We start from the raw sequence: 22,922 nt of genomic DNA on the forward strand, positions 1-22,922 counted from the left end.
GGCTAAGGATGAGAAAATTTTTTGAATCTGCAATATTTAACTAATCGCCTGTAATTGTTCTAGGCGCTCTAATACTTCGGTACTATGAACGGTAGGATTTACTTTAACAAAGGTTTCGCGCAAAATTCCTTGCGGATCGATAATAAAGCTATGACGTACAGATACAGATCCCATCCACGATCCGTAGGCTTTGCTTACTCCTCCCGTTGTATCTGCTAATAAGGGGAATTTTAGACCTTCAGAGTCGCAAAATTCCGCATGAGAATCAACGGAATCGGCACTAATACCAATAATTTGCGTATTTTTTTCTACGTACTTAGGTAAGTCTTGTTGAAATCTCCGCGCTTCTATGGTGCATCCGGCGGTGAAGTCTTTGGGATAAAAGTAAACTACTAACCATTTACCTTGAAGTTCAGCAAGAGATATTTCACCATCGCCGATATTTATAGGTAAGGTAAATTCTGGTGCAGGTTGATTGATGGGTGGAAGTTTGCCCCCCATAGCGTTGGCTGCTGGTACATTTAACCAAGTAATTAAGGTTAAGCAACTAGCAAGGAGCAGAGTTAAGATTGTGCGGCGCGATTGCGTAAAGCGCAGCGCTAAGAGCGATCGCATTATAGGTATACCAGAAGTAATTGATCTGTGCTTCCATTCTACAAGTCTTGAGGTTGCAAGCCTAAATCTACTTGTTCGGTGATGCGAGTAATCGCTTCAATGTATTGACTATCAATTAAAAAAGTACCCTGATTAAAACGTACCGCCCAATAATTTGCCGGACGGCGATCGCTTACTATCCCTTCTTCTCCTAGGGTCACCACCTCAGCAGGGCGCAACATAGGCATCGGATCGGCGGTTTTGAGGTAAGGCGGAAGGGTAATTACTCGGACTTTTTCGCCAATGACAAATTCTTTAGACATAATTTTAATAGTTTGCTAGGGCGGTAGGTTGCGACCAGCGATTTACAGCTTTACCAATTACGGCTAGTTCCGACATCAAGCGGTCAAAGCGATCGGGTGTCAAAGATTGCGGCCCGTCAGACAGTGCTTTAGCGGGGTTGGGGTGAACTTCAATCATTAACGCATCCGTCCCCGCCGCGATCGCAGCAAGTGCCATAGCGGGGACATACTCGGCTCTACCTGTCCCGTGGCTGGGGTCGATGGCTATAGGTAAGTGGGTAAGACTTCGCAATACTGGAATTACTGATAAGTCTAAGGTATTACGGGCATACTGACGGTCAAAGGTGCGTATCCCCCGTTCGCAGAGAATAACGTTTTGATTGCCTGCCGCCATAATATACTCGGCAGCCATTAACCATTCTTCAATAGTTGCCGACATTCCCCGCTTCAAAAATACAGGTTTTGGTTGCGCCCCTACTTTTTTGAGCAAAGAAAAGTTTTGCATATTTCGAGCGCCGACTTGCACTATATCAGCGACGGCGGCAATTTTATCAAGCTCGGCAGTATCCATTACTTCAGTAATAATACCTAATCCACTTGCCGAGCGCGCGGCGGCGAGTAGTTCTAAAGCACTCTCACCGTGTCCCTGAAAGGCGTAGGGCGATGTTCTGGGTTTGTAGGCTCCACCTCGTAAAAACTGCGCTCCGGCGGCTTGGACGCGCTGGGCTGTCTCGATAATCATTGCTTCATTTTCTACCGAACAGGGCCCAGCGATCGTTACAATTGGGTGATTTTGCCCAAAATGTACTGCCCCGTTAGGAGTATTAACTATTACTTCGCTTGCTTGTCCGTGTCTAAATTCTAAGCTGGCGCGTTTAAATGGTTGTTCTACGCGCAAAACTTGCTCAATCCAAGGACTCACTTCTTGAATTTGCAAGGGATCGAGACTAGCCGTTTCTCCTACTAAGCCTAGAACTACTTTATGTTTGCCGACAATTTTTTCGGCGGTAAGTCCTTTACTACTTAGTTCTTCGCTAATGCGGGTAATTTCAACTTCTGGCGAACCAGCTTTCATGACTACAATCATGGAACATTCCTCGGTTGAAGGTAGTTATTTAATTTTAGAAATATTTTTAGCAAAAAGGGAGCAAACGCGAACTTGATTTGATTATTTCAAGTTGGCGATCGCCCTTAATATCAGAATTGCTAGATGTTTTTCTGTCGTGTCGATTTCCAAGCTGCGAGCATTCGACCCCAATTTACAACGAATTCTTGTATCCCTAACTTGCTCCCAGCGTTTTCTTCATCCCAGGAGGCAGAGAGAATCCCATAGGTTAGTCCCAAGACGCTTAAACCTAAAAAACCCATACTCGTTAGTAGCACTAACACTCCTGGCGGCTTAATCCCGTAATTAATACCGACATAGCCACCAATTAAAGTCACCATGCCTAAAACTGTGGGTACGCCGCAAAATACTACCATCCGCCGCGCCATGCGATCGCTTACTACTTTCGGCACTGCCATTTCTTCTTTAGTAAATGGCGGCTTAGGACTTACTGGGGCTTTTTGGGGCTTATAGTTACTTTTTAGTTTTTTGTTAGCCGCCGATTGGGAGACTTTGGGCGTTTTTTTGGGTTCATAAGGTAAGGGTTTGCGATCATCGGGTTCGGTAGCCATAATAACTAATCCTTAACCGCGAATTCCCAATCGCGCAATCAAAGCTTGATACTTCTCGCGGTTTTGCTTCTGCACGTAAGATAGTAACCGCTTGCGTTGACCAATTATTTTTAACAATCCCCGGCGTGATGAGTGGTCTTGTTGATTGGCGCGTAAGTGTTCGCTAAGACGGGTAATCCGGTCAGTTAGCATAGCAATTTGAACTTCCGATGAGCCAGTATCAGTCTCGTGGACTTGATAGCCAGTAATTAATTCTTGTTTGCGCTGTTGTGTCAGTGCCATAAAAACTCTAATTATTTTGATAATGCAGCAATTTACTATGTTATCACAGCCTTATTAGCCTGCCAAATACTCCTACTTTTTCTTAAAATAAGCTTCCATCACTTGAAGCACCATCGGCGCGCAAAGTTTGCCGCCACCGCCGCCGGAATGTTCTGCAAAGGCGACAACGACAATTTCCGGCTTACTACTAGGTGCGTAGCCACCAAACCAAGTATGAGATTTATGTCCAAAAGCTTCGGCAGTGCCACTTTTGCCCGAAGTTGGGGGAATATTGGGAGAATTTAATACTTTTCCCGTGCCGCTATCGACTACTTGGCGCAATCCTTGACGTATTACTCGCACGGTGTCTGGTTTGAGGTTTAAAGACTTGCGCCAGGTTTTTGCAGTTTCGTTGTTTTTGAGTAAGTGGGGTTGGACTAGATAGCCGCCATTGGCGGGTACTGCAAACATTCGCGCTGTTTGCAAAGGTGACACTTGCAAAAACCCTTGACCAATGGACATATTAACGGTATCTCCCACACTCCAAGGTAAGTCAAGATTTGCTTGCTTCCATTTATCGTCTGCAACCAATCCCTGCGCTTCTTCGGCGACTAATTCTATGCCTGTTTTTTTACCAAAACCATAACGGCGCGTCCAATCAATTAAAGTCGGCCCGCCAACGCCTCTACCAATTTGATAGAAGAATGTATCGCTACTCCAAGCCAAAGCGCCAGCAAATCCTAACGGCCCAAATCCGGCGCGATTCCAGTCGCAAAAGGTAGTACCGCCGATGTTCATACAAGCATAGGTTGGGAGTACGGTAGTAGGGGCAAATTTACCCGATTCAATTCCGGCGGTAGTAGTAATAATTTTGAAGGTACTAGCCGGGGGAAAGCCTCGCAAAGCGCGGTTGACAAAAGGATGATCTTTACTCTGTAAGCTTTTCCACGCTTGCGGGGCGATGCGTTTTGTAAATATATTTGGATCGAAGGCTGGACGGCTAACCATAGCCAAGACCGCGCCGTTACGGGGATCTAAAGCGACAATTGCTCCTTGGCGAAGTCCTAAAGCTTTCTCTGCGGCTTTTTGCAAGTTTATATCTATAGTTAAATAAACATTTTGTCCAGTTTTAGCTGCTTTTGCGCCTAATATTTTGACTATTCTGCCTTTTCCATCTACTTCTACCTGTTGTCCTCCCCATTCTCCTCGTAGCTGCTGTTCAAAGGCTGCTTCTACACCCATTTGTCCGACGACATCACCTAAACGGTAGCCTTGAGAGCGTTTTTTTACTAATTCGCGATCGCTCATTTCTCCGGTATAACCAAGGACATGGGAAGCTAATTCACCATTAGGGTACTCTCTTACTGCTTCTATATAAACTTCTACGTCTTTTAACTGGTTATGAAATTCAGCTAAAGCCGTAATTTGAGTAGGAGTTAAATCCCGCGCTACTCGTACCAAAGTTGAGGAATTGTAGCCAGCTTTTTCTAGGCGTTTTTGAATCTCTGCTTCTGGAGTATGGAGAATTTGAGCAAGTTTAGCTTTTGTTGCTGCCCATTCTACATTTTTGGGAGCCATTGGCCATACATACACTGCATGGGAAAGACGACTACTAGCAAGAATTTTACCATTGCGATCAAATATATTGCCCCGTTCTGGTTGTTTGGGGATAACGCGAATGCGGTTGCTATCTGCTTGTTGGCGATACTGGCTACCGCGAACAATTTGCAAGTAAGCTAAACGGCTACCAATACCGCCAAACATTAGTAAAGTAATGCCCAGCATGATAAATAAGGACTGATAGCTGTCGCCGACATTCCGAGCAGTATTATTTTTTTTGCTAGTTGCACGCACTGAGGACATACATTAGCCCTTATTCTCTATAAAAATATAAGTATAGGTAAAAATTCTCAATTGCTTACTTGCAAGCACAATATGCTATTTGGAGCGATCGCACAACCACAAACAAAATATGGCAAAGCTAAAAGACTCTACAGTAAAAATCATTTTTGATTTGCAAAGACAATTATTAGAGCGTATTGATGAAGCCACCGCTACAGAAGTAGTTATTTTTGAGCGCTTCGGTGAAAATGAAGAAACAATACCTGAACTCGAACAACTCCAAACGGTTAGAGAGAGGGCAACAACGTCTTACTCTCGACTTCATACTTTACTTTTAAGAGTATATGAGTCGCAACCATTAGCTACTTCTGCTATCTTAAAATTGTTAGAAAATTCCATTGAGCAAGCAGAAGCTACCAATGCGGCGGCTAAAGCCAGCGTCCAAGATACAAAGAGAAATTGGAATGTGTCATGAACCAACCAAGAATTCCCGATCCAGAAACAAGAAGACGCTCTATTGAGAAAATGCGCGAAGTTTGTCGTCAGTTTGATGCTCTCAATTTACTTTTAGATGAAGCGATTTTTTTAGCCGAAGCAGACATTCGTAATAGTCCTTTGAATGTTTATCGATTAAAAAAAGCAAAGTTAGGTGTTGTATCAGAAAGTAGCAAATTAGATACCTAGCGCGATCGCTTGATAAATATTTTTAGGCTTTTAAAAACGGAGAGGGAGGGATTCGAACCCTCGATAAGTTACCCTACACAGCATTTCCAGTGCTGCGCCTTCAACCACTCGGCCACCTCTCCAGATGTCGCGAATTCTAATTGTACACGCAATGAGACGCTAAATTAAATAAAGCCGAAAATATTTGCTTTAATTATGACTCGTTACTTCACAGTTAAGATACGCGATCGCATTTCTAACCAAGTACACACCCTCCAAGTACCAGAAACTAGCTACATTTTGCAAAACGCCGAGAATCAAGGGGTAAAATTGCCTTACTTGTGTCGCAATGGCGCTTGTACCGTCTGCGCTGTGCGGGTGGTATCTGGGGAAATCTATCAGCCCGAAGCGATGGGACTATCCCACGAATTACGCAAACAAGGCTATGCTCTATTGTGTGTAAGCTATGCCCGCTCTGACTTAGAAGTAGAAACCCAAGACGAAGATGAAGTATACGAATTACAGTTTGGGCAATACTTCGGTAGAGGTAAAGTCAAAGTAGGCTTGCCAATAGATGAGGAATAAATTTCTTTTTATTCTATTACTTCTCAACGGGTGTCAAACCACAACCCAGCCTCAAGGGTTAAAAGTCAAAGTAAAGCGCGTAATTAGCGGACAAACTATAGAAGTAGTCAGCAATGATAAAACTATACAAGTTAGGTTAATTGGCATTGACGCGCCCGACTTGCAACAACAGCCACACGGACAAGCAGCCAAAGCTTTTTTAACCCAGCTAATCGTTGATAAACAGGTGATTTTAGAGCTTGACGACCAAAAACAAGATGAATTTGGGCGATCTTTGGCTTACGTATGGAGCGACTTTTTAGTAAACGAATATTTGGTAAAACAAGGAGTAGTATTAGTTGCAGTAAAATCGCCAAATCATAAACATGATACCCGCTTAGTTCACGCCCAACAATGGGCTAGACTTCAAGAACAGGGAATCTGGAACCCCAAGCAACCAATGACTTTGACCCCCACCGAGTTCCGCGCCAAGTATCGCTAACTATGACAGCACAATTATCAGGTTTTTTAGAAATAGCTACCGAAGCCGCGATCGCTGCGGGTGAAGTTTTGCTAAGTTATTTAGGTAATATTGGTACGGCAACTCAAAAAGGTCGCCCAGGCGACTTAGTTACCGTAGCTGATAAAGCCTCGGAGGCTGTCGTTTTAGAAATTTTACAGCGACACTTTCCTACTCATGCAATTCTCGCAGAAGAATCGGGCAAACTAGGATTAGCCGAAAGTGAATATTTATGGGCAATAGATCCACTTGATGGCACAACTAATTACGCTCATCAATACCCCTTTTTTGCCGTTTCTATTGGGCTACTAATTGCTGGAGTACCTGAAGTTGGTGTTATTTTCGATCCCTTTCATCAAGAACTATTCCGTGCTGCTAAGGGACTAGGGGCGACAAAAAATCGTCGCCCAATTCAGGTTTCTACTACAAATCAATTAAGTGAAAGCCTTTTAGTGTCAGGGTTTGCCTACGATCGCCACGAAACAATAGATAATAATTACGCCGAATTTTGTCACCTTACCCATATTACCCAAGGAGTGCGGCGCAGTGGCTCGGCGGCGCTAGACTTGGCGCACGTTGCTTGTGGGCGTTTAGATGGTTACTGGGAGCGGGGAATTGCCCCTTGGGATATTAGCGCCGGGGTAATTCTACTCCAAGAAGCCGGGGGCAAAGTTACAGCCTATGATGAAAGTTTATTGAGTATTGAGTCTGGGCGAATTTTGGCTACTAATGGCTTGATTCACCACAGTTTAAGTCAGGAACTAATAAAAGTCCCTTCTTTATCAGCTATAAGCAATATAATTTCTAAATAGCCAGGAATAGATGTTACCGTTTTGACTTAGCTAAGAGGGGAGTATAACGCCCGTAAATAAACTTTTATGGCAGGCAAGCGAACAGCGTTTTATGTCTTTAAATATTGATATTGGGCTATTCAAATTTGATTTTACCGATTGCCATGCAGTTTTAGGAGTTCCTATTGATGCAAATTTTAAGGATATTCGCCAACGATACTTAAAAATTGCTCGTCTTTTACATCCTGATAGTACGGCAGCTAAAGAGATTGAGGAAAAACAAAAAGCCAACGATTTATTTTCTAAAATCGTTAATCCAGCTTACGAAAAATTTACAACAGAACATTCTCGTGCAGAATACCTTGTGCTGTTAAAAGATATTAGCAAACGGGTGAAGCAAGACCAAAATCCTTCATTACAGCACGAATCATCTCAAGAATTAGCTAAAACAAACAATATAGAACAGATTTATCAAAATAAACTGCGGCAACTTGCTCTCAATCAATACGAAGACTTCGATCGAGTTAAAACAGTTATTGCTGAAATTAGCGAACTAAATTTAGTGTATTTGATGCGTCAATCAAACAAAGCATTTAGTTCAGTATCGCAACCATTTCCAAGTACCACGCAAAAATCGCCGGAGCAACCCAAACAAACGTCATCACCGCCGGAGCAAACCCCAGCAACTCTAGTGGAACAATACTTACGCCGCGCTGAAAAATTGATGGAAAAAAATAACTTCCCTCACGCTAGAGTAGAATTACAAGATGCTTTGAAATTAGAACCTAATAATCCTATGGCTCATAGCTTAATAGGAATAGTTTATTTAAAGCAAAATCAATTAACAATGGCTAAAGTTCATATCAATAAAGCTTTGCAATTAAATCCTAATGAACCAATGGCATTAAGAAGCAAACAAGTATTAGCAGAAGCTGTACCAAAAATAGCAGGACAAACAAGTCCAGCCAACAAGGCGGGAGAAGGCGCAGACAAACCAAAAGGTGGTTTGTTTGGTGGTTTGTTTGGTGGGAAGAAAAACAAATGATCTATCAACCACCTACGGGCGCAAGAGATTTATTACCGCTAGATGTTACTCAAAAACACTGGATTGAGGAGCGGTTGCAGCAAGTATTTCAACGTTACGGCTATCACCAAATTATTACTTCAACTTTAGAGCGATTAGATACGCTGATGGCAGGGGGAGCAATTGAACGTCGCTCGGTGATTCAGTTGCAAGGCTTAGAGGAGGAATTGGGCTTGCGTCCTGAGCTTACAGCCTCCATTGCTAGAGCGGCTGTAACTCGCATGGCGGGAGTAACTCATGGGCAGAGATTGTACTACATAGCTAATGTGTTTCGCCGCACTAAAGGCAGTTCTCACAATCGAGTGCAAGAATTTTATCAAGCAGGGGTAGAGTTGTTAGGCGGTGGAGGTGGACTTGCGGATGCGGAAATACTATTGCTGGTGGCGGAGTGTTTGCAAGAATTAGGATTAGCTAGTGGATGGCGGTTGATTTTGGGAGAGGCAGGAATCGCTCGGAGTTTATTATCTCCTTTTCCGGTTTCATTGCAAGCTACGGTGAGAAAAGCGATCGCTTCTCTAGATCGAGTAACTTTAGAAAATTTGCCGTTAAGCGATGCTTTGAAAGCCCGAAGTCTACTATTGCTAGACTTGCGCGGTAAACCTGCTGATGTTCTAGAGCGCGTTGCTAGTCTAGACTTAGACGAATCGCAGATCGAGGCAGTTCATCACCTTAAATCTTTAATATCTCTGCTCGATCAATGCTATGAAGGAGCTAATAGTCAGTTTCCGTTAATTTTAGACTTAAGTTTGGTGCAAACTTTGGACTACTACACGGGGATTGTTTTTGAAGTTGTTAGCGATCGCAACCAAACTCATGTATTAGGGCAGGGGGGACGCTACGATCGCTTATTAGGTCTTTATCATCCCCAAGGTGAGTCATCCCCAGGAATTGGCTTTGCTCTCAATATTGAGCAGTTACAGCAAGTGTTGCTCGATAGCAATCAGTTACCCAAGTTTACACCCGCTAGTAATTGGCTAGTAGTTCCCGAAAACCCCGATGCTTATTTCGCTGCTTTTAGTTACGCCCAGAAGTTGAGAAGTTCTCATCATCATGTGCAAGTAGAGATGGAGTTAGAAGGAAGAAACAGCGACACTATCCGCGAATACGCCCGTAGTCAGCGAATTGGACAGATTGCTTGGATTAAAGCTGGGGATAAGCCCACGATTGAATCATTAAACGTGCGGCCGATTACGCCCGTAGAAATCTAAACATCAAAGCCTTAGCCCTAAAAGCGCGATCCCTTTGGGCTGCGCTTGCGCTATCGCGCTTTTGGCGAGAATTTTATAGAAACTGATGTCAGTATTGACTTACTAAACTGGCACAGTGCATGGCGCTAAAAGCACGTTACCGATCAATAACAATAATATTGCGAAAATAAGCAGAAAAAATGCTATTAATCCAAGTTTTATTGTTAGTTGCGACAACACTTTATCAGGCGATCGCACTTATGCTAGAAGACAAGCAACCACCGCCTGGTCAAATGATTGATGTGGGTGGATATCGGTTACATCTATGTGTAAAGGGAGAAGCTAAACCAACAATCGTTGTAGAGACTAGCTTAGGAGGAGTAGAAGGTTATTTCTTAATTGATAAATTAGCACTCCTTGGACAAGTATGTATTTACGACCGGGCGGGATATGGCTGGAGCGACTATAGCCTTCATCCTCGCACCAGCCATCAAATTGTTAAGGAATTAGACATCTTACTGACGAAAGCGAGAATTGAGCCACCATACATTTTTGTAGGAGATTCTTATGGCAGCTACAATGTACGACTCTATGCTCATTTGTTTCCCGAAAAAGTTGTCGGTATTGTGCTTACTGATGGACTACATGAAACGGGAATGCTTAAGATGTCTATGGTGTTACAAGCATTGCTTCTCTTTTTTCTTTCCGGTTTTGTGATGTCAACTATAGGCTCAACAATTGGGATTGTTAGATTGCTGAAAGTATGCGGAGTATTTGAACTAATAAAGCCCCAGCTTCGCCAATGTCCTCCTGATTCGCTGGCTAAAGTGAAACGTTCCTTTTGTCGTCCTAAACACTGGATTACGATGAGTCGAGAGATCGTAAATTTAGACACCAGTTCGCGTCAAGTCAGTAAAACAAAGCATCTGGGGACAATGCCTATAGTAAGTATTAAATCTAGTTCTTTCTTTAAGCCGTCTTTTTGGACTCTTTTTATTCCTTTGCAAGGTGCTAATCAATTGCGAGATAAAATGCACCGTAAGTTAGGTAAGTTATCAACCAATTGTTTGCAAGTTGACGCAAGTAAAAGCAGTCATTTTGTATGGGTAGATCAGCCAGAAATAATTGTAGATGCTGTGAAAACTGTCATTGCTAAAAATCAGAATATTCTGTAAATTTACTACAAAACCCCGCAGGATAAACTTTTCTATAAAAGAGGTCGGTTAGTAATTAAACCGATATTTAGTGAAGCAAACAGCTTTTCTGAAGGACTAGCAGCAGTGAAGGTCAAAGATAAATGTGGTTATATTAATAAGATAGGAAAAGCAGTTGTAAAATGCAGGTTTTCTGCTTGTGCAGACTTTTCTGAAGGATTAGCAGTAGTTCAAATTGGACAATAATTATGTTAACTACTACTGGAACTAGACTTCAGGAATTGCGTCCAGGCGATCGCGTTAAGTATTATGGTAGGCAATGGGATGTTAAAGATTACAGTACATACCACGATAACTTACAGAGATAGGAACCTACTGAGTGGTTATGGCGATCGCCAACAGGCAAAGAATATTACTTACTCCGATAAGTTGATTCTCAAAACCCGGAATCGCCCGTAAATTAGTATTTGGCTGTAGGTAGGACAACATCTACAAATTTTGGGTTCTTTACTCACTACCTACCGGGATAGCATATTACCAAGGCAGCACCTCTCCATTGCTGTGCCAAAAAGTACCCGTATTTTCTAGCGTCAGCTCATCAATTCGCGCTAATAATCCTCGTACCGATACTTCGGGCGTGATGCCGTTTGCTGTAAAATTTGTCATCCGAGTCTGTACCAAGCCTGGATGCAGGATAGCCACAGCAATACCTCGTGGTTTGAGGTCATGGGAGAGCGATTTACCTGCCATAGATAGCGCAACTTTAGACATCCGATAGCCGTAAGAACTGCCAGAAGTATTATCAGCTATTGACCCCATGCGACTTGTCATCATTACGACCTTTCCACCCACTTTAAGGCGAGGAAGTAATACCTGTGTTACCCGCAACGCGCCTAGGGCATTGACTTCAAACTGTTCTCGGATACTGTCAAAGTCGAGATGTTGTAATGTTACGCTCTTGGCGATCGCCGCGTTATTAATTAAGACATCAATCTGGGTTTCTCTTAGCTTCTTGTGCAAGTTGGCGACAGAATCATCAGAAGTTATATCGATGTTTTCTTCTACTCTGATTCCTAGCGCCTTCAATTCTACTGTTGTCTGCCGACAAACTGCGATCGCACTATCTCCTCTTGATTGAAGCTGACGGCAATATTCGTAGCCGATGCCACGATTGGCTCCTGTAACTAGATACGTTGCCATAAAACGCGCTACTGCAAAGGTTGATTATTTCCCACAATAACGCAACGTTTAGGGCAGTTCACTACAATGCGATCGTGGCTTTACTATTAAAGCAGTTACACAGGGTTCTGTTCTATGATTTATTTGCCCCGTACTCAAAGCATTAGTCAATCGCGCCGCCGCTTTTTGCGTTATCTTGCTGGAGGCGCATCTAGTAGCCTGATCTTTGGTTCTATAGCTTCTGCCAAAAGTCGAGAACTGAGTTTAGAATATCTCTGCTCAAGGTTTCCCCTCAATTCACGTTGCAAAGACTATTTACCAGGAGTACAAGCTCAAGATACTCAAGAAAAACCTATCCAAGTTGATGTTTTGCTCACTCAAATTAAACCAAATGTGCCTGTTTTAGTCCAAGGATTACCGAACCGCGATCGCGCTTACCTAGTTATTACCGAAAAACAACAAATTGCCCCTTATGCAATTAGACCTATTTGTACGCATCTTGGCTGCACAGTAGCGTGGCAATCTACAGAAAACCGCTTTGTTTGCCCATGTCACGGCTCTCAGTACGATGCTCAAGGGCGCGTTGTAAAAGGCCCAGCCCGTCGATCTCTCCCCATTATTACGGCAATTGTTAAGCAAAACCAGGTTCGGCTGGTAGAACTATCTCCAGCTATCGATCCCCGCTAAGATTTTACTTTATCTGCTAGCAAGGTGCGTCTCCCACTTATGATTAATTTTTAGTACCCCTACAAAAATAACCACTTTGCCAAGCTAAACAAACCTGCACTTAAGGCGGCGCTAATCGGGATAGTAACTATCCATGCTTTAGCAATATTTTTTAATGTTGAAAATTGAATTGATTTATAGTTCTGTACTAAGCCAATTCCCACAAGGCCGCCCACTAAAGCATGAGAAGTAGAAACGGGTAAACCCAAGCGTGAAGCAAGTAAAATTGTTGTCGCGGTTGCAAGTTCCGCACAAAAACCACCGCTAGGTTGCAAGGAAATAATACTTGAGCCAATAGTAGCAATAACTTTTTCACCCCAAACCGCTAAACCCGCTACAATTCCTGCGCCGCCAAGTACCAAAATCCACAACGGAATAGTTAAAAAACCTTGGGGAACGCTACCAGTATTGATGATATAAATAATTACGGCTAATGGCGCGATCGCATTTCCGACATCGTTAGAACCATGAGCGAAGGCGACAAAGCAAGCACTTAATAGTTGAAAGAAGGCTAATTGGCGCTCGACAACCATAGCATCGTTTGGGGTGTTATCGGCGGCTAACTGTCGCCAAGCATTGAAAGTAATACCTATAGCCGCAAATCCACCAATTGCTAGAGCAACATCTTGGCGAGGAATGGGTAAATTAGCAATTAAGGGCGTGTTAGTAATCGTTGGGAAAACAATTACGCCAAATACTCCTACTAAAGCGACACTCAGCCAGGGAATCCACTCCTCTAGCTGCGTTATTTTGTTAGTTCGATCTAAAATCCAGTATTTAATAGTTTTGTACAGTAAAGCGGCGATTACGGCGCTAAGTATTGGTGTAATTATCCAACCTAAAGTAATTAAACCAATAGATGACCAGGCGATCGCGTTTATTCCTACCGAGCAAACACTAAACCCGGCGATCGCACCAACTACAGCATGAGATGATGCTACAGGTAAGCCGCGACTGGTGGCAATTTGCAGCCACGCGCCACAGGCGATTAAAACTGAAGTCATCCCCAGGAGTAATACTTGCGGTGCGTCAGTAAATAAAGCTGGGTTAACAATTTCGGTGGCTAAGGTTTGCGATACTTCTTGCCCAAATAATACGGCTCCTGTAAACTCTAATACTCCGGCTATTACCAAGGCTTGACGCAGAGTAACCGCTTTAGAACCTACCGATGTTCCCATCGAATTGGCTACATCGTTCGCCCCTAAATTCCAAGCGACGTAAAAAGCTAAGAAAGCTACGATAAAAATCATTTAATTACTTTTTTATTTGGCGTTGCTGAAAATATGATGATTTCTCCTTTTGACCATTCTTCTGTCTCCTCCTCATTCCTACTGCATTACCAATTACCAATTACCAATTCAGCAACGCCTTTTATTTATTGCTGCCAGATCCTCTGGGGTATTGCAATTAAAAAGCATTTGAGCATCGGGTACAGTTAGAACTTGGACGAATTGGGGTTTGAGCCAGTGTTGAAACGATCGCCCACCAGTGTTAATGAAGCTTGTCAGCGAGCTTAAACAGTCACGGCGATAAAAACCGCATAATGGCTCCCAACCTTTGGTATGGCGAGGTAAAAGGGCGATCGCGTTGCAATTATTTAGTTGCGTTACCCAAGATTGCAACACTTCCTTTGGCAACGCTGGTAAATCTACCGCTTGTAGTAGTACCCAATCGGTATTAACTTGAGCAAGTCCTTGAGCAAAGCCGAGTATGGGGGCGGTAGCTGCTCCTTGAGGCTGCACTTCGCGGATAAATTGACATTTATCTAGTAATAAGGGCTGATAGCGCTCTTGCCAAGGTGTGACCACAAGCAGGCGATCGCATATTGAAAGAGCGCGATCACATACTAGGCGTAACATCGGTACTTCGTCAATAAGTAGCAAAGCCTTATCTGTCCCCATGCGTGAACTTTTACCCCCGGCCAAGACGATCCCAGTTAGGGGAAAATCGACATTATTGTTCACGCCTTAAAAAAAGCTCCAAAGTTTCTAATTTGAGCTTAAATATTTGTTCCAAACGCTCAATTTCAGCCGGAGTACAGAAAAACTCGTTGTTAAGCAACGTGCGAAAAGTGCCAAAAGCCTTTTCCGCGTCAGTGTTAAATAAACCAAGGGCGGCGCGCACACCATCAACTACAGCCAACGGTGGGTTAATAATAATTGCTTGGCGCTGATAAATGCGACTAAAAATCTGGGGTATATCTGCTCTTTGTAAAATCTCTGGGCCACCGACGGCGAAGATTTGGTTGCAAGCGGCGGTATTACTCACCGAATCTACCGCCATCCATGCTAAGTCATCGGTGCTAACAATTGAAGTGCGACTTTTAGAGTCTCCTATTAGTAAATATATGCCTGTTTGCTGAAATCTCTCTGCTAAAGGTAATAAATTTGAACTCAAACCTGCGGGGCGCAAAATAGTGTAATTTAAGCCGCTAGATTGTAAGTATTTTTCTACAGCGCGCTTTGCCTTAAATACTGGTGCGTCTTCGTAACCGCGATCTGCTCCCAGTACGGAAATAAATACAAAATGCTCTACTCCAAACTCTACGGCGCGATCGATTAATTCAATATTGGCGCGATAGTCTAAAGCTAAAGCATCGCCACCGCTACCATGAGCGCTGATAATATATTTTATTCCTAGACAAGCTTTAGAAATATCTTTTGGCTCAATCAAGTCACCAATAAATATTTCACTCCCTCGGTTTTCTAGTTCACCGTAGCGAGAATTTAGGCGGACAAAAGAGCGCACAGGTGCTTCTTTTTGCCGTAGTAGGCGTACAACTCTTTGTCCTATATCTCCACTTGCGCCTGTAACTAAAAACATTTAATTTATCCTCTTTTATCCAGCATATTTTAGCGGAATACGCCAAAGACAGTTAAATAATGATTAGCGATTTTTGGTTCAGGCTTTGTAATAAGCTAGTAAAAGATTATTCTTGCCCGTTTCCGCAGAACTATCAACCCAAGCTGTCAATAGCAGACTAAAGTCAATAGCATTGTGCTAGTGTCAGTTTTTAGAGCAATCTCTTAACCTGAGTAGCTAACCAAAGTCTAAACCTTAGCAACGGTAGTGGTTTATTGCTTTTTTCTTGTAATCTGTCAAAAGAAACCTTCAAGGCAGATTTTCCGCTTTTTTTAATCTTGGTAGCTGTATGTCTGACCTTCCTTTCACTTTAGATCAGTTACGCATTCTTAAAGCGATCGCGGCGGAAGGAAGCTTCAAGCGTGCCGCCGATAGTTTATACGTTTCTCAACCCGCCGTCAGTCTTCAAGTTCAAAACTTAGAAAGGCAATTAGATGTACCTTTATTTGATCGTGGTGGGCGACGGGCGCAGTTAACTGAAGCTGGTCATCTTTTGCTTAGTTATGGCGAAAAAATCTTAACTTTGTGTCAAGAAACTTGCCGCGCGATTGAAGACTTGCAGAATCTTCAAGGCGGGACTTTAATTGTCGGCGCATCGCAAACTACCGGGACTTATCTATTGCCGCAAATGATTGGCTTATTTAGACAAAAGTACCCTGATGTTGCCGTTCAGTTACACGTCCATTCTACCCGGCGCACAGCCTGGAGCGTTGCCAATGGGCAGGTAGATTTAGCAATTATTGGCGGCGAAGTACCAGCAGAATTGCAAGAATCTTTAGAGGTTATTCCCTACGCTGAAGATGAATTGGCGCTAATTTTGCCTGTGTTTCATCCCTTTGCCAAACTGGACACAATTCAAAGAGACGATCTGTACAAGTTACAATTTATTGCTCTTGATTCGCAATCGACAATTCGTAAAGTGATCGATCAAGTCTTGACTCGCTGTGAAATTGACACCCGCCGCTTGAAAATAGAAATGGAACTTAATTCTATTGAAGCAATTAAAAACGCCGTGCAGTCGGGGTTAGGAGCGGCTTTTGTGTCATTGAGCGCGATCGCCAAAGAGTTGCAAATGGATGTACTGCACTGCACCCCCATTGAGGGAGTAGTAGTTAAACGGACGCTGTGGCTAATTTTTAATCCCAATCGTTACAGGTCGAAAGCGGCGGAAGCGTTTAGCAAAGAAGTGTTACCGCAATTTGCCACCCCAGGATGGAATCAGGAGGTTTTAAAAGTCCCGCCCTTAGTTACTGAAGTTGAGGAAGATGTGCGCGATCGCTCAATCTCTACCCAAGCGTAACAAATCACTATTTAGCTAAAAGTTAATCTGCATAAGTTATAAACAAATAACTTGCTTATTGCTACCGTCAAGCTAATAACTATTTATGGAAGTCTATTGCACCCGTTGGACTTGTCCCCATCCGCAAAATAACTTTGCTGATTTAGACGATCCGGCAACTTTGAAGACGACAAAGCAAAAGTATTGTACTACTTGCGGGATGCCATTATTCTTGTTGGAGCAATACATACCATCAAAATTGTTAGGAAAAGGGGGATTTGGAGCGGCGTTTTTGGCGCGCGCGCGCTACACTCCAGGTTTTCGTAAGTGTGTAGTTAAGCAATTTAAACCTTCCGGGGAGCTAACAACAGAGCAATTAGACACGGCGCAAAAACTATTTGAACGCGAAGCGGAGGTGTTGGAACTTATTGGCAGTCAAAATAACCAAATTCCCGATTTATTTGCTTTTTTCGATTTAACAGTTCCCAGTCTCCAACCTCCCAAACAAGAGCAGTTTTTTTATTTAGTTCAAGAATTCATTGATGGCAAAAACTTAGAAGAAGAATTGCAAGAAAAAGGCAAGTTTTCCGAAGCTAAGGTGATGGAGGTACTATTAGAAGTTCTTAAAATCTTAGAATTTGTCCACAATAGCGGCTCAATTCATCGAGATATTAAACCCTCAAATATCATGCGTCACAAAAACGGGCGCTTATATTTGTTAGATTTTGGCGCAGTCAAGCAAGTAGCCAGCACCGCCACAAATAGCGCTTCTACGGGCATTTATTCAATGGGATTTGCACCCCCAGAGCAGATGTCTGGCAAACAAGTTTACCCATCTACCGATTTATATGCTTTAGCGGTTACTTGTGTGATGTTGCTAACGGGTAAAGAAGCAACCCAATTGTTGGATAGTTACAGCAATCAATGGAGTTGGCAACAGGAAGTAACGATTAGCCCAACGCTAGCAAATGTATTAGATAAAATGCTCCAGGCTGCACCAAATCAACGTTTTTCATCGGCTCAAGCAGCAATAGAAGCCCTGGCAATAACTACCCCACCGCTTAACCCTGTAGCGAACCCTAGCCAACCATTAGCACCTATTACGACCCCCGCACCAATTGCTACACCTCCCCCCACTCCTGCCCCTGTTAGGCAGCAGTCGCGTCCCTCTTTTTCAACCTGGGAATTATTAGGTAGTGGCGCTTTTACTGGGTTTGAAGGGGGGTTAATTGCGATCGCTCTATTGAGTCTTTTAGGCACAACTTTAATTAGTACGGGAGCGTGGTTAGTATTACTAGGGGCGCTAATGTTTGTGCAGTGGCGGCGCTGGATTGAAAAGGTAGATTTATTAATTATTGCTGGTATTACTTTGGGGCTGGTATTATTCTTGCCAGGTTTAAACGCAACTGTGAGTAGCTTTCAAGGAATTGGAGCAGTGCAAGCGGTATTAATATTAGCGATAGTTGGAGCATTAGTTGCGATCGCTTTAACAGCAATATTTCGTTTAATTTATAAATTACTTTCCCGGATATTGTAATCGAATAGCACTACCAATCACCTATGTCTCAGCCCAAAAATGAAACTGTTGTTCTGGTCTTGGCTCTATTAATAACATTAGGGTTGGGAAGCGTAGGAATTTGGGTTTTCAATTACTTTTCAAGAGATGGAAAGATTGTTACCCCAACCCCAGCACTAACCAATCAACATCAAACCGGATTAGTTTGGGCGAGAGAAGTTTGCTACCAGAAATAAGCCCAGCGAAAGAGGAGGGTATCGAGGCAATTTCTCAAGGAGACTATAGTAAAGCAATTGTTATGCAAACATCTCTACAAAACCAGAAAAACGATCCAGAAGCTTTAATTTATTTGAATAATGCCCGAATTGGCGCAGCTACAAGTTACACAATTGCCGCCTCTGTACCGATTGGTAGCGATCCTGATGTCCGCGAGTCTCGGCAATTGTGGGTAGGCGATGTCAGTTGGCGCACGGCTTTAGCTTATGATGCAACCGTAGCTTTGATTGCGGCGATCGCCCAAGATCCAACTCGCGTGGGAGTCCAACAAGCTTTGCTGTCACCAAAATTTAGTCCTCCTGGGGCGAAATGTACGATTTTTACCATCAGGCGATCGCAATACCCCAGTGCAACTGGTGCAAATTTTTCCTGGTAAACGTTCTGGTGCTGGTTATGACTTTGTTCCACTGCCATAATACTCTTAGCCAAGGTTGGACTTTAAACTAATGACATGGATAGATTTTACGATCCGCTTGATACTTGCATTCATCTTGGGTGCAGCAATTGGCATTGAAAGACAATGGCGACAAACTAAGTCAGTTCTCAAAACGAATGTTTTGGTATCTATTGGCTCGTCAATGTTTGTCATGTTGTCGGGAATGGTTGTAGGCGATGCTAGTCCCACAAGGGTAGCTGCCCAAGTAGTTTCTGGAGTTGGCTTTCTGGGGGGAGGTGTAATTTTACGAGAAGGTTCTAGCGTTCGCGGCTTAAATACTGCTGCGACTTTATGGTGTGCGGCGGCAGTGGGTAGCTTAATTGGTGCGGGATTTTTATTTCAAGCTTACGTGGGTGCTTTAGCCGTAATCGCGGCAAATCTACTACTAACACCGCTAGTTCAGTTTGTGCAACAACTAAATGGAGAAACGCTCGCTCAAACAAAAACAGAAACTCGCTATCGCTGCCGCATCGTTTGCGAACGAGAGGATGAAGCTGATGTTCGGGCTTTGCTATCTCAAGCAGTACATGATGGTGTTTTGATTCTTGATGCTTTCTATAGCAAAAATATCGATAGTAAAGACATAAATAATCCCACTTTGGTAGAAATTAAGGCAAATATTTTGACAGAAGGGCGCAACGATTTACTTTTAGAAGAACTTGTTAGTAAACTTAAGCTGAAAGCAAAAGTTAGTAAAGTAAGTTGGGAATTTGTTTCTCAAGAAGCTGAGTAAAAATTATTTTTGCCCCCCTCTTCTAAATCTACGTAAATTTGCTTAAGCCCTCTAAGGAGAAAATTTGTATACGGAGCTAGTTATCCGTAGAAATACGCTTGGAATCCTAGATAAGATAGGGGTAGTGTGTAAGGTTGTCAATACAAGGTAAGCGAAATTGACCAAGCTCTCAAACAAGAATAATCAAACTACCTCTAGCCCTGAGAGTAGTACGTTGGATACCAGTCAACCAATACCACGCAAAAAGATAAATAAATTTATTGCTATTTATTTCCTTGTCTTTTGTTTGATCGGTATCGGCCCTTTGATTTTTTGGTTAAATAACCGTAATGATCGCGCAAATCAATCAAATCAAGGTCAATCACCACTTGCTAGCTTGTTTAATTTTAATAGTAGTAATAAATCTATTCAGAGGCGGATTAGTCTAGCTAATAAAGTTTTAATTACAGCCGATAATAGTCCAGATAAACAGGCTGGAGTTCAAGCTTTTGCCAAACAAGATGTTGCCACTGCAATCGATAAGTTTAACTCATCTTTACAGATGAATCGTAACGATCCAGAAGGATGGATTTATTTAAGCAATGCTAAAGCAGCCCAAATAGGTAATGTTGTAAAAATTGCAGTAATCGTGCCAATTGGCGGCAATTTAAATGTATCTAGAGAAATACTAAGAGGCGTAGCTCAAGCCCAATACGAGGTAAATAATGCTGGTGGCATTGGGGGGAATTTATTGCAGGTGGAGATTGCTAACGATGATAACGATCAGGCGATCGCCACCCAAATTGCTACAGAGTTAGTTAAAGATGCAAGTATTTTGGCTATCATTGGACACAATTCTAGCGATGCCTCAATTGCTGCTGCTCCTGTTTATCAACAGGGCGGCTTAGTGATGATTTCTCCCACTAGCGTAGCCAGAAACTTGTCTGGTATTGGTAATCATATATTTCGTACTACCCCGAATACTAGATTTCTAGCTAGCACGCTGGCAAATTATGCAGTTATTGAGGCTCGCAAAGCTAATATTGCGATTTGTGCCGATTCCAAAGCTGAAGCTAGTAAGTCTTTCAAAGAAGAGTTTATTGCGGCTGTATTTGAAAAGGGCGGTAAAGTAACTAATACAACTTGTGATTTTTCCGATCCAAACTTCGATCCGCAAGAAGTTTCATCGCAAGCGATTAGTGATGGAGCAGATAGCTTGTTGTTAGCCCCTTCAGTAGATAAGCTGAATCAAGGTGTAGATGTAGCGCGAGCTAATAAAGGGCGGCTGCCTTTACTCGGTAGTCATACGATGTATACCTACGAGACTTTAAAGCAAGGACAAGTCGATCTCAATGGTATGGTACTTGCGGTAGCATGGCATCCGACAGCAATTCCAGGAAATCCCTTTGCACTCAAGGCAAAAAAGTTTTGGGGGGGAGCAGGGAGTTGGCGGACGGCAACGGCTTATGATGCGACTCAAGCGGTGATCGCTGGATTGAGATCTGGTAATAGCCGCGAACAACTGCAAAAGGCATTGTCTAATTCAGGCTTCTCTATCAATGGGGCAACAGGTACAGTCAAGTTTCTGCCTACAGGCGATCGCAACGCATCAGGTACTTTAGTTAAAATTCGACCAGGTAAGAATTCTGCCACAGGTTACGATTTTGCACCGTTTAAACCGTAAAACTCTTTTATTTAAATAAGACGAGCCACAAGGGAATCATTAATGGGAATGCAAGTGTAGACAGGACAATACTACTGGCTGCCAGTTGCCGATCTAAGTTGTACTCTTCAGCCAGAATTAAGTTGGCGAAGGCAGTAGGCATTCCTGACATCAAAACTAAAGCAAAGCGCGCATCTCCAGTTACGCCAAAATAAGTCAAAACTATTCCTGCTAGTCCTGGTAGCACTAATATTTTTAAAACAGCAGGAATTACAGCAGCGTGGAAACTTTTAATTCCCTGGAGTTTGCTTAATTGCATTCCTATCAACAGAAAAGCCCCAGGAATTACGAATAATAAAGAAGTTTGGATTCCCCATTCCATTAAGGGGGGAAACTCTAGATAACGGCTCAAGTAGCCAATTGCAAAAGCCCAAAGTGAAGGAACGCACATCACATCACGCAACTGCATCCACCACTGATTTTTCTGCGCTTGTCTGCCAAAATAGCTGGCAAGGACTACTCCTAAGCCGTAACTTCCTAGTAAGTTGTGAGTAACGCCGTAAAGTACCACCCAACCTAAATAAGCTGGATCGACAAAAGCTGGTGCGATCGCAAGTCCGATAAAACCAGTATTACCCAGCATAGATGCCAAAACAAAACTGCCCTTGCCCGATCGCTGTTTTGGAAATAACTTCCTGACAACTGGTAGTCCTCCCCACTTAATACTCTCAGCTAAAGGAATAGCTTGGTGCGGGCTTAACGCGTTATCGTTTTTTAATGAATGTGAAACTAAGCTATGCAAATACAGACTCAAGAGCGCCAAACCAAAACCCAGTAGCAGTACTTCTAGCGTAATTACTGGCGGCAACCACATAGCTTTAGAAAAATCTGAGCGTCGAGCTAGCGCTAAAATTTGCATTGGTACTCCTACCCAGTACAAACTGCGACCTAGTAACCGAGGTAAATTTTCTCTTAATGGCAAAAACTGTAACCGAAAGAGTAGTATTCCTAAACTTGTCCACAAAATACTTGTTGTCATTACCCACATTTTACTTACCAGCTAACAGCTAAGATGTATCATTTGAAAAATGTTTATTTGTTAGAATTTGAAGAAGCTAAAGGTAACTCTGTGATTAGCTGACAATTGATTTACAAGTTTTTAAGTCAAAATTTTTAATAAAATCGGCAAAGTTCTTCTTTCCGTCTTAGGTCTTTTTGTCTTTAAAATGGTAGTTATCGACAATGATTAATTTTTTGTAAAGAAAACACCATTTGAATCGCATATCTTTTAATCTGCGATTGAGAATAGTGTCGCTTGTATAAATCAACCAAAAATCAGTAATTGTTAGACAATTTCAAAGCAATATCTGCCTAAATAAACTAGCAATAAATTGAGTGCTTTAGAGATAGTTGATTGTTCTTAAGTATTATATTTAACGGTGTTTTAGCTTGTCTTAAAATCAGTTAATCAAGCCTTTTCAATAGCTTAGGTAAACTTTTTATAAAATGTTTTAGCTAAAATTGCTGATTTTAAACTAATTTTAACTATGGAGATACTTAGCTGAGGATTTTTATATTTCTATGGCAAGCTTTGAAATCACCTATTCTCATTTTATAAATATCCGATTAGAGTT

Annotated in this window: 26 protein-coding genes and 1 tRNA gene; 15 read left to right on the forward strand and 12 right to left on the reverse strand. The window is 42.6% G+C overall.

Annotated elements, in window-relative coordinates; translation table 11 throughout:
- Positions 1-36 precede the first annotated feature (36 nt).
- The 6 genes from C7B70_RS14385 to mrdA all read right to left on the reverse strand — a co-directional run bounded on the left by C7B70_RS14385 (position 37) and on the right by mrdA (position 4,697).
- Positions 37-615 (reverse strand): peroxiredoxin, encoded by a 579-nt coding sequence (locus tag C7B70_RS14385; RefSeq protein ID WP_106369718.1) that lies wholly within the window; start codon positions 613-615, stop codon positions 37-39.
- A gap of 38 nt (positions 616-653) precedes the next feature.
- Positions 654-917: a regulatory protein SipA gene (gene sipA / locus C7B70_RS14390; RefSeq protein ID WP_106369719.1), complete on the reverse strand. Its 264-nt coding sequence runs from the start codon at positions 915-917 to the stop codon at positions 654-656.
- A 4-nt stretch (positions 918-921) separates the two neighbouring features.
- Complete coding sequence (gene aroF / locus C7B70_RS14395; protein ID WP_106369720.1) at positions 922-1,983, reverse strand: 3-deoxy-7-phosphoheptulonate synthase; 1,062 nt, start codon at positions 1,981-1,983, stop codon at positions 922-924.
- Positions 1,984-2,102: 119 nt separating this feature from the next.
- Positions 2,103-2,573: a PAM68 family protein gene (locus tag C7B70_RS14400; protein WP_106369721.1), complete on the reverse strand. Its 471-nt coding sequence runs from the start codon at positions 2,571-2,573 to the stop codon at positions 2,103-2,105.
- Between the two features lie 12 nt (positions 2,574-2,585).
- On the reverse strand, positions 2,586-2,855 hold the full coding sequence (gene rpsO, locus C7B70_RS14405; RefSeq protein ID WP_106369722.1) for a 30S ribosomal protein S15: 270 nt from the start codon (positions 2,853-2,855) through the stop codon (positions 2,586-2,588).
- Positions 2,856-2,927: 72 nt separating this feature from the next.
- A complete protein-coding gene (gene mrdA / locus C7B70_RS14410; RefSeq protein ID WP_106369723.1) occupies positions 2,928-4,697 on the reverse strand; it encodes a penicillin-binding protein 2 in 1,770 nt (589 codons plus the stop codon).
- A gap of 109 nt (positions 4,698-4,806) precedes the next feature.
- Here mrdA and C7B70_RS14415 point away from each other — a divergent pair, with 109 nt between their 5' ends.
- Positions 4,807-5,151, forward strand: a complete 345-nt coding sequence (locus tag C7B70_RS14415; protein WP_106369724.1) for a hypothetical protein — start codon at positions 4,807-4,809, stop codon at positions 5,149-5,151.
- The gene (locus C7B70_RS14420; protein ID WP_106369725.1) at positions 5,148-5,360 is read left to right on the forward strand and encodes a hypothetical protein; all 213 of its coding nucleotides are present in this window, start codon (positions 5,148-5,150) and stop codon (positions 5,358-5,360) included. Before C7B70_RS14415 ends, C7B70_RS14420 begins: the two co-directional genes overlap by 4 nt.
- Positions 5,361-5,397: 37 nt before the next feature.
- Here C7B70_RS14420 and C7B70_RS14425 read toward each other — a convergent pair.
- A tRNA-Ser gene (locus C7B70_RS14425) sits at positions 5,398-5,482 on the reverse strand.
- A gap of 73 nt (positions 5,483-5,555) precedes the next feature.
- On the opposite strand from C7B70_RS14425, the gene C7B70_RS14430 reads away from it, so the two are divergent.
- From C7B70_RS14430 to C7B70_RS28770, 7 genes are all read left to right on the forward strand, one after another.
- The gene (locus C7B70_RS14430) at positions 5,556-5,924 is read left to right on the forward strand and encodes a 2Fe-2S iron-sulfur cluster-binding protein (RefSeq protein WP_106369726.1); all 369 of its coding nucleotides are present in this window, start codon (positions 5,556-5,558) and stop codon (positions 5,922-5,924) included.
- The gene (locus tag C7B70_RS14435; protein WP_106369727.1) at positions 5,914-6,405 is read left to right on the forward strand and encodes a thermonuclease family protein; all 492 of its coding nucleotides are present in this window, start codon (positions 5,914-5,916) and stop codon (positions 6,403-6,405) included. Before C7B70_RS14430 ends, C7B70_RS14435 begins: the two co-directional genes overlap by 11 nt.
- 2 nt (positions 6,406-6,407) lie before the next feature.
- Entirely contained in the window at positions 6,408-7,235 is an 828-nt protein-coding gene (locus C7B70_RS14440) for an inositol monophosphatase family protein (protein WP_106369728.1), read from the forward strand.
- 91 nt (positions 7,236-7,326) lie between these two features.
- On the forward strand, positions 7,327-8,259 hold the full coding sequence (locus C7B70_RS14445) for a J domain-containing protein (protein WP_106369729.1): 933 nt from the start codon (positions 7,327-7,329) through the stop codon (positions 8,257-8,259).
- Positions 8,256-9,506, forward strand: a complete 1,251-nt coding sequence (locus C7B70_RS14450) for an ATP phosphoribosyltransferase regulatory subunit (RefSeq protein WP_106369730.1) — start codon at positions 8,256-8,258, stop codon at positions 9,504-9,506. The genes C7B70_RS14445 and C7B70_RS14450 overlap by 4 nt, the downstream gene beginning before the upstream one ends.
- A 179-nt stretch (positions 9,507-9,685) precedes the next feature.
- Complete coding sequence (locus C7B70_RS14455) at positions 9,686-10,660, forward strand: alpha/beta fold hydrolase (protein ID WP_106369731.1); 975 nt, start codon at positions 9,686-9,688, stop codon at positions 10,658-10,660.
- Entirely contained in the window at positions 10,661-10,885 is a 225-nt protein-coding gene (locus tag C7B70_RS28770) for a WG repeat-containing protein (RefSeq protein WP_106369732.1), read from the forward strand.
- Between the two features lie 288 nt (positions 10,886-11,173).
- Here the strand turns inward: C7B70_RS28770 and C7B70_RS14465 are convergent, their stop codons facing one another.
- Complete coding sequence (locus C7B70_RS14465; protein WP_106369733.1) at positions 11,174-11,839, reverse strand: SDR family oxidoreductase; 666 nt, start codon at positions 11,837-11,839, stop codon at positions 11,174-11,176.
- Positions 11,840-11,953: 114 nt separating this feature from the next.
- Between C7B70_RS14465 and C7B70_RS14470 the strand changes: the two genes are divergently transcribed.
- Positions 11,954-12,505, forward strand: coding sequence for a Rieske 2Fe-2S domain-containing protein (locus C7B70_RS14470; protein ID WP_106369734.1), 552 nt, complete (start codon positions 11,954-11,956; stop codon positions 12,503-12,505).
- A 59-nt stretch (positions 12,506-12,564) separates the two neighbouring features.
- On the opposite strand, the gene C7B70_RS14475 is transcribed toward C7B70_RS14470, so the two are convergent.
- The 3 genes from C7B70_RS14475 to C7B70_RS14485 all read right to left on the reverse strand — a co-directional run bounded on the left by C7B70_RS14475 (position 12,565) and on the right by C7B70_RS14485 (position 15,367).
- Positions 12,565-13,794: an inorganic phosphate transporter gene (locus C7B70_RS14475; RefSeq protein ID WP_106369735.1), complete on the reverse strand. Its 1,230-nt coding sequence runs from the start codon at positions 13,792-13,794 to the stop codon at positions 12,565-12,567.
- A gap of 108 nt (positions 13,795-13,902) precedes the next feature.
- Positions 13,903-14,508, reverse strand: a complete 606-nt coding sequence (locus C7B70_RS14480; RefSeq protein WP_233220936.1) for a molybdenum cofactor guanylyltransferase — start codon at positions 14,506-14,508, stop codon at positions 13,903-13,905.
- A complete protein-coding gene (locus tag C7B70_RS14485) occupies positions 14,498-15,367 on the reverse strand; it encodes an SDR family oxidoreductase (RefSeq protein ID WP_106369736.1) in 870 nt (289 codons plus the stop codon). Before C7B70_RS14485 ends, C7B70_RS14480 begins: the two co-directional genes overlap by 11 nt.
- A 328-nt stretch (positions 15,368-15,695) precedes the next feature.
- Between C7B70_RS14485 and C7B70_RS14490 the strand changes: the two genes are divergently transcribed.
- The 5 genes from C7B70_RS14490 to C7B70_RS14510 all read left to right on the forward strand — a co-directional run bounded on the left by C7B70_RS14490 (position 15,696) and on the right by C7B70_RS14510 (position 21,309).
- A complete protein-coding gene (locus tag C7B70_RS14490) occupies positions 15,696-16,706 on the forward strand; it encodes a LysR family transcriptional regulator (RefSeq protein ID WP_106369737.1) in 1,011 nt (336 codons plus the stop codon).
- A gap of 85 nt (positions 16,707-16,791) precedes the next feature.
- Positions 16,792-18,222: a serine/threonine-protein kinase gene (locus tag C7B70_RS14495; RefSeq protein ID WP_106369738.1), complete on the forward strand. Its 1,431-nt coding sequence runs from the start codon at positions 16,792-16,794 to the stop codon at positions 18,220-18,222.
- Between the two features lie 100 nt (positions 18,223-18,322).
- Positions 18,323-18,853: a hypothetical protein gene (locus C7B70_RS14500; RefSeq protein WP_233220937.1), complete on the forward strand. Its 531-nt coding sequence runs from the start codon at positions 18,323-18,325 to the stop codon at positions 18,851-18,853.
- Positions 18,854-18,923: 70 nt separating this feature from the next.
- Positions 18,924-19,646, forward strand: coding sequence for an MgtC/SapB family protein (locus C7B70_RS14505; RefSeq protein ID WP_106369739.1), 723 nt, complete (start codon positions 18,924-18,926; stop codon positions 19,644-19,646).
- A 304-nt stretch (positions 19,647-19,950) separates the two neighbouring features.
- Positions 19,951-21,309 (forward strand): ABC transporter substrate-binding protein, encoded by a 1,359-nt coding sequence (locus C7B70_RS14510; RefSeq protein ID WP_199192271.1) that lies wholly within the window; start codon positions 19,951-19,953, stop codon positions 21,307-21,309.
- Positions 21,310-21,316: 7 nt separating this feature from the next.
- Here C7B70_RS14510 and C7B70_RS14515 read toward each other — a convergent pair whose 3' ends face one another.
- A complete protein-coding gene (locus C7B70_RS14515) occupies positions 21,317-22,327 on the reverse strand; it encodes an AEC family transporter (protein WP_233220938.1) in 1,011 nt (336 codons plus the stop codon).
- Positions 22,328-22,922: the final 595 nt, after the last annotated feature.

The sequence above is a fragment of the Chlorogloea sp. CCALA 695 genome (assembly GCF_003003885.1).
GTDB lineage: Bacteria > Cyanobacteriota > Cyanobacteriia > Cyanobacteriales > Chroococcidiopsidaceae > Aliterella.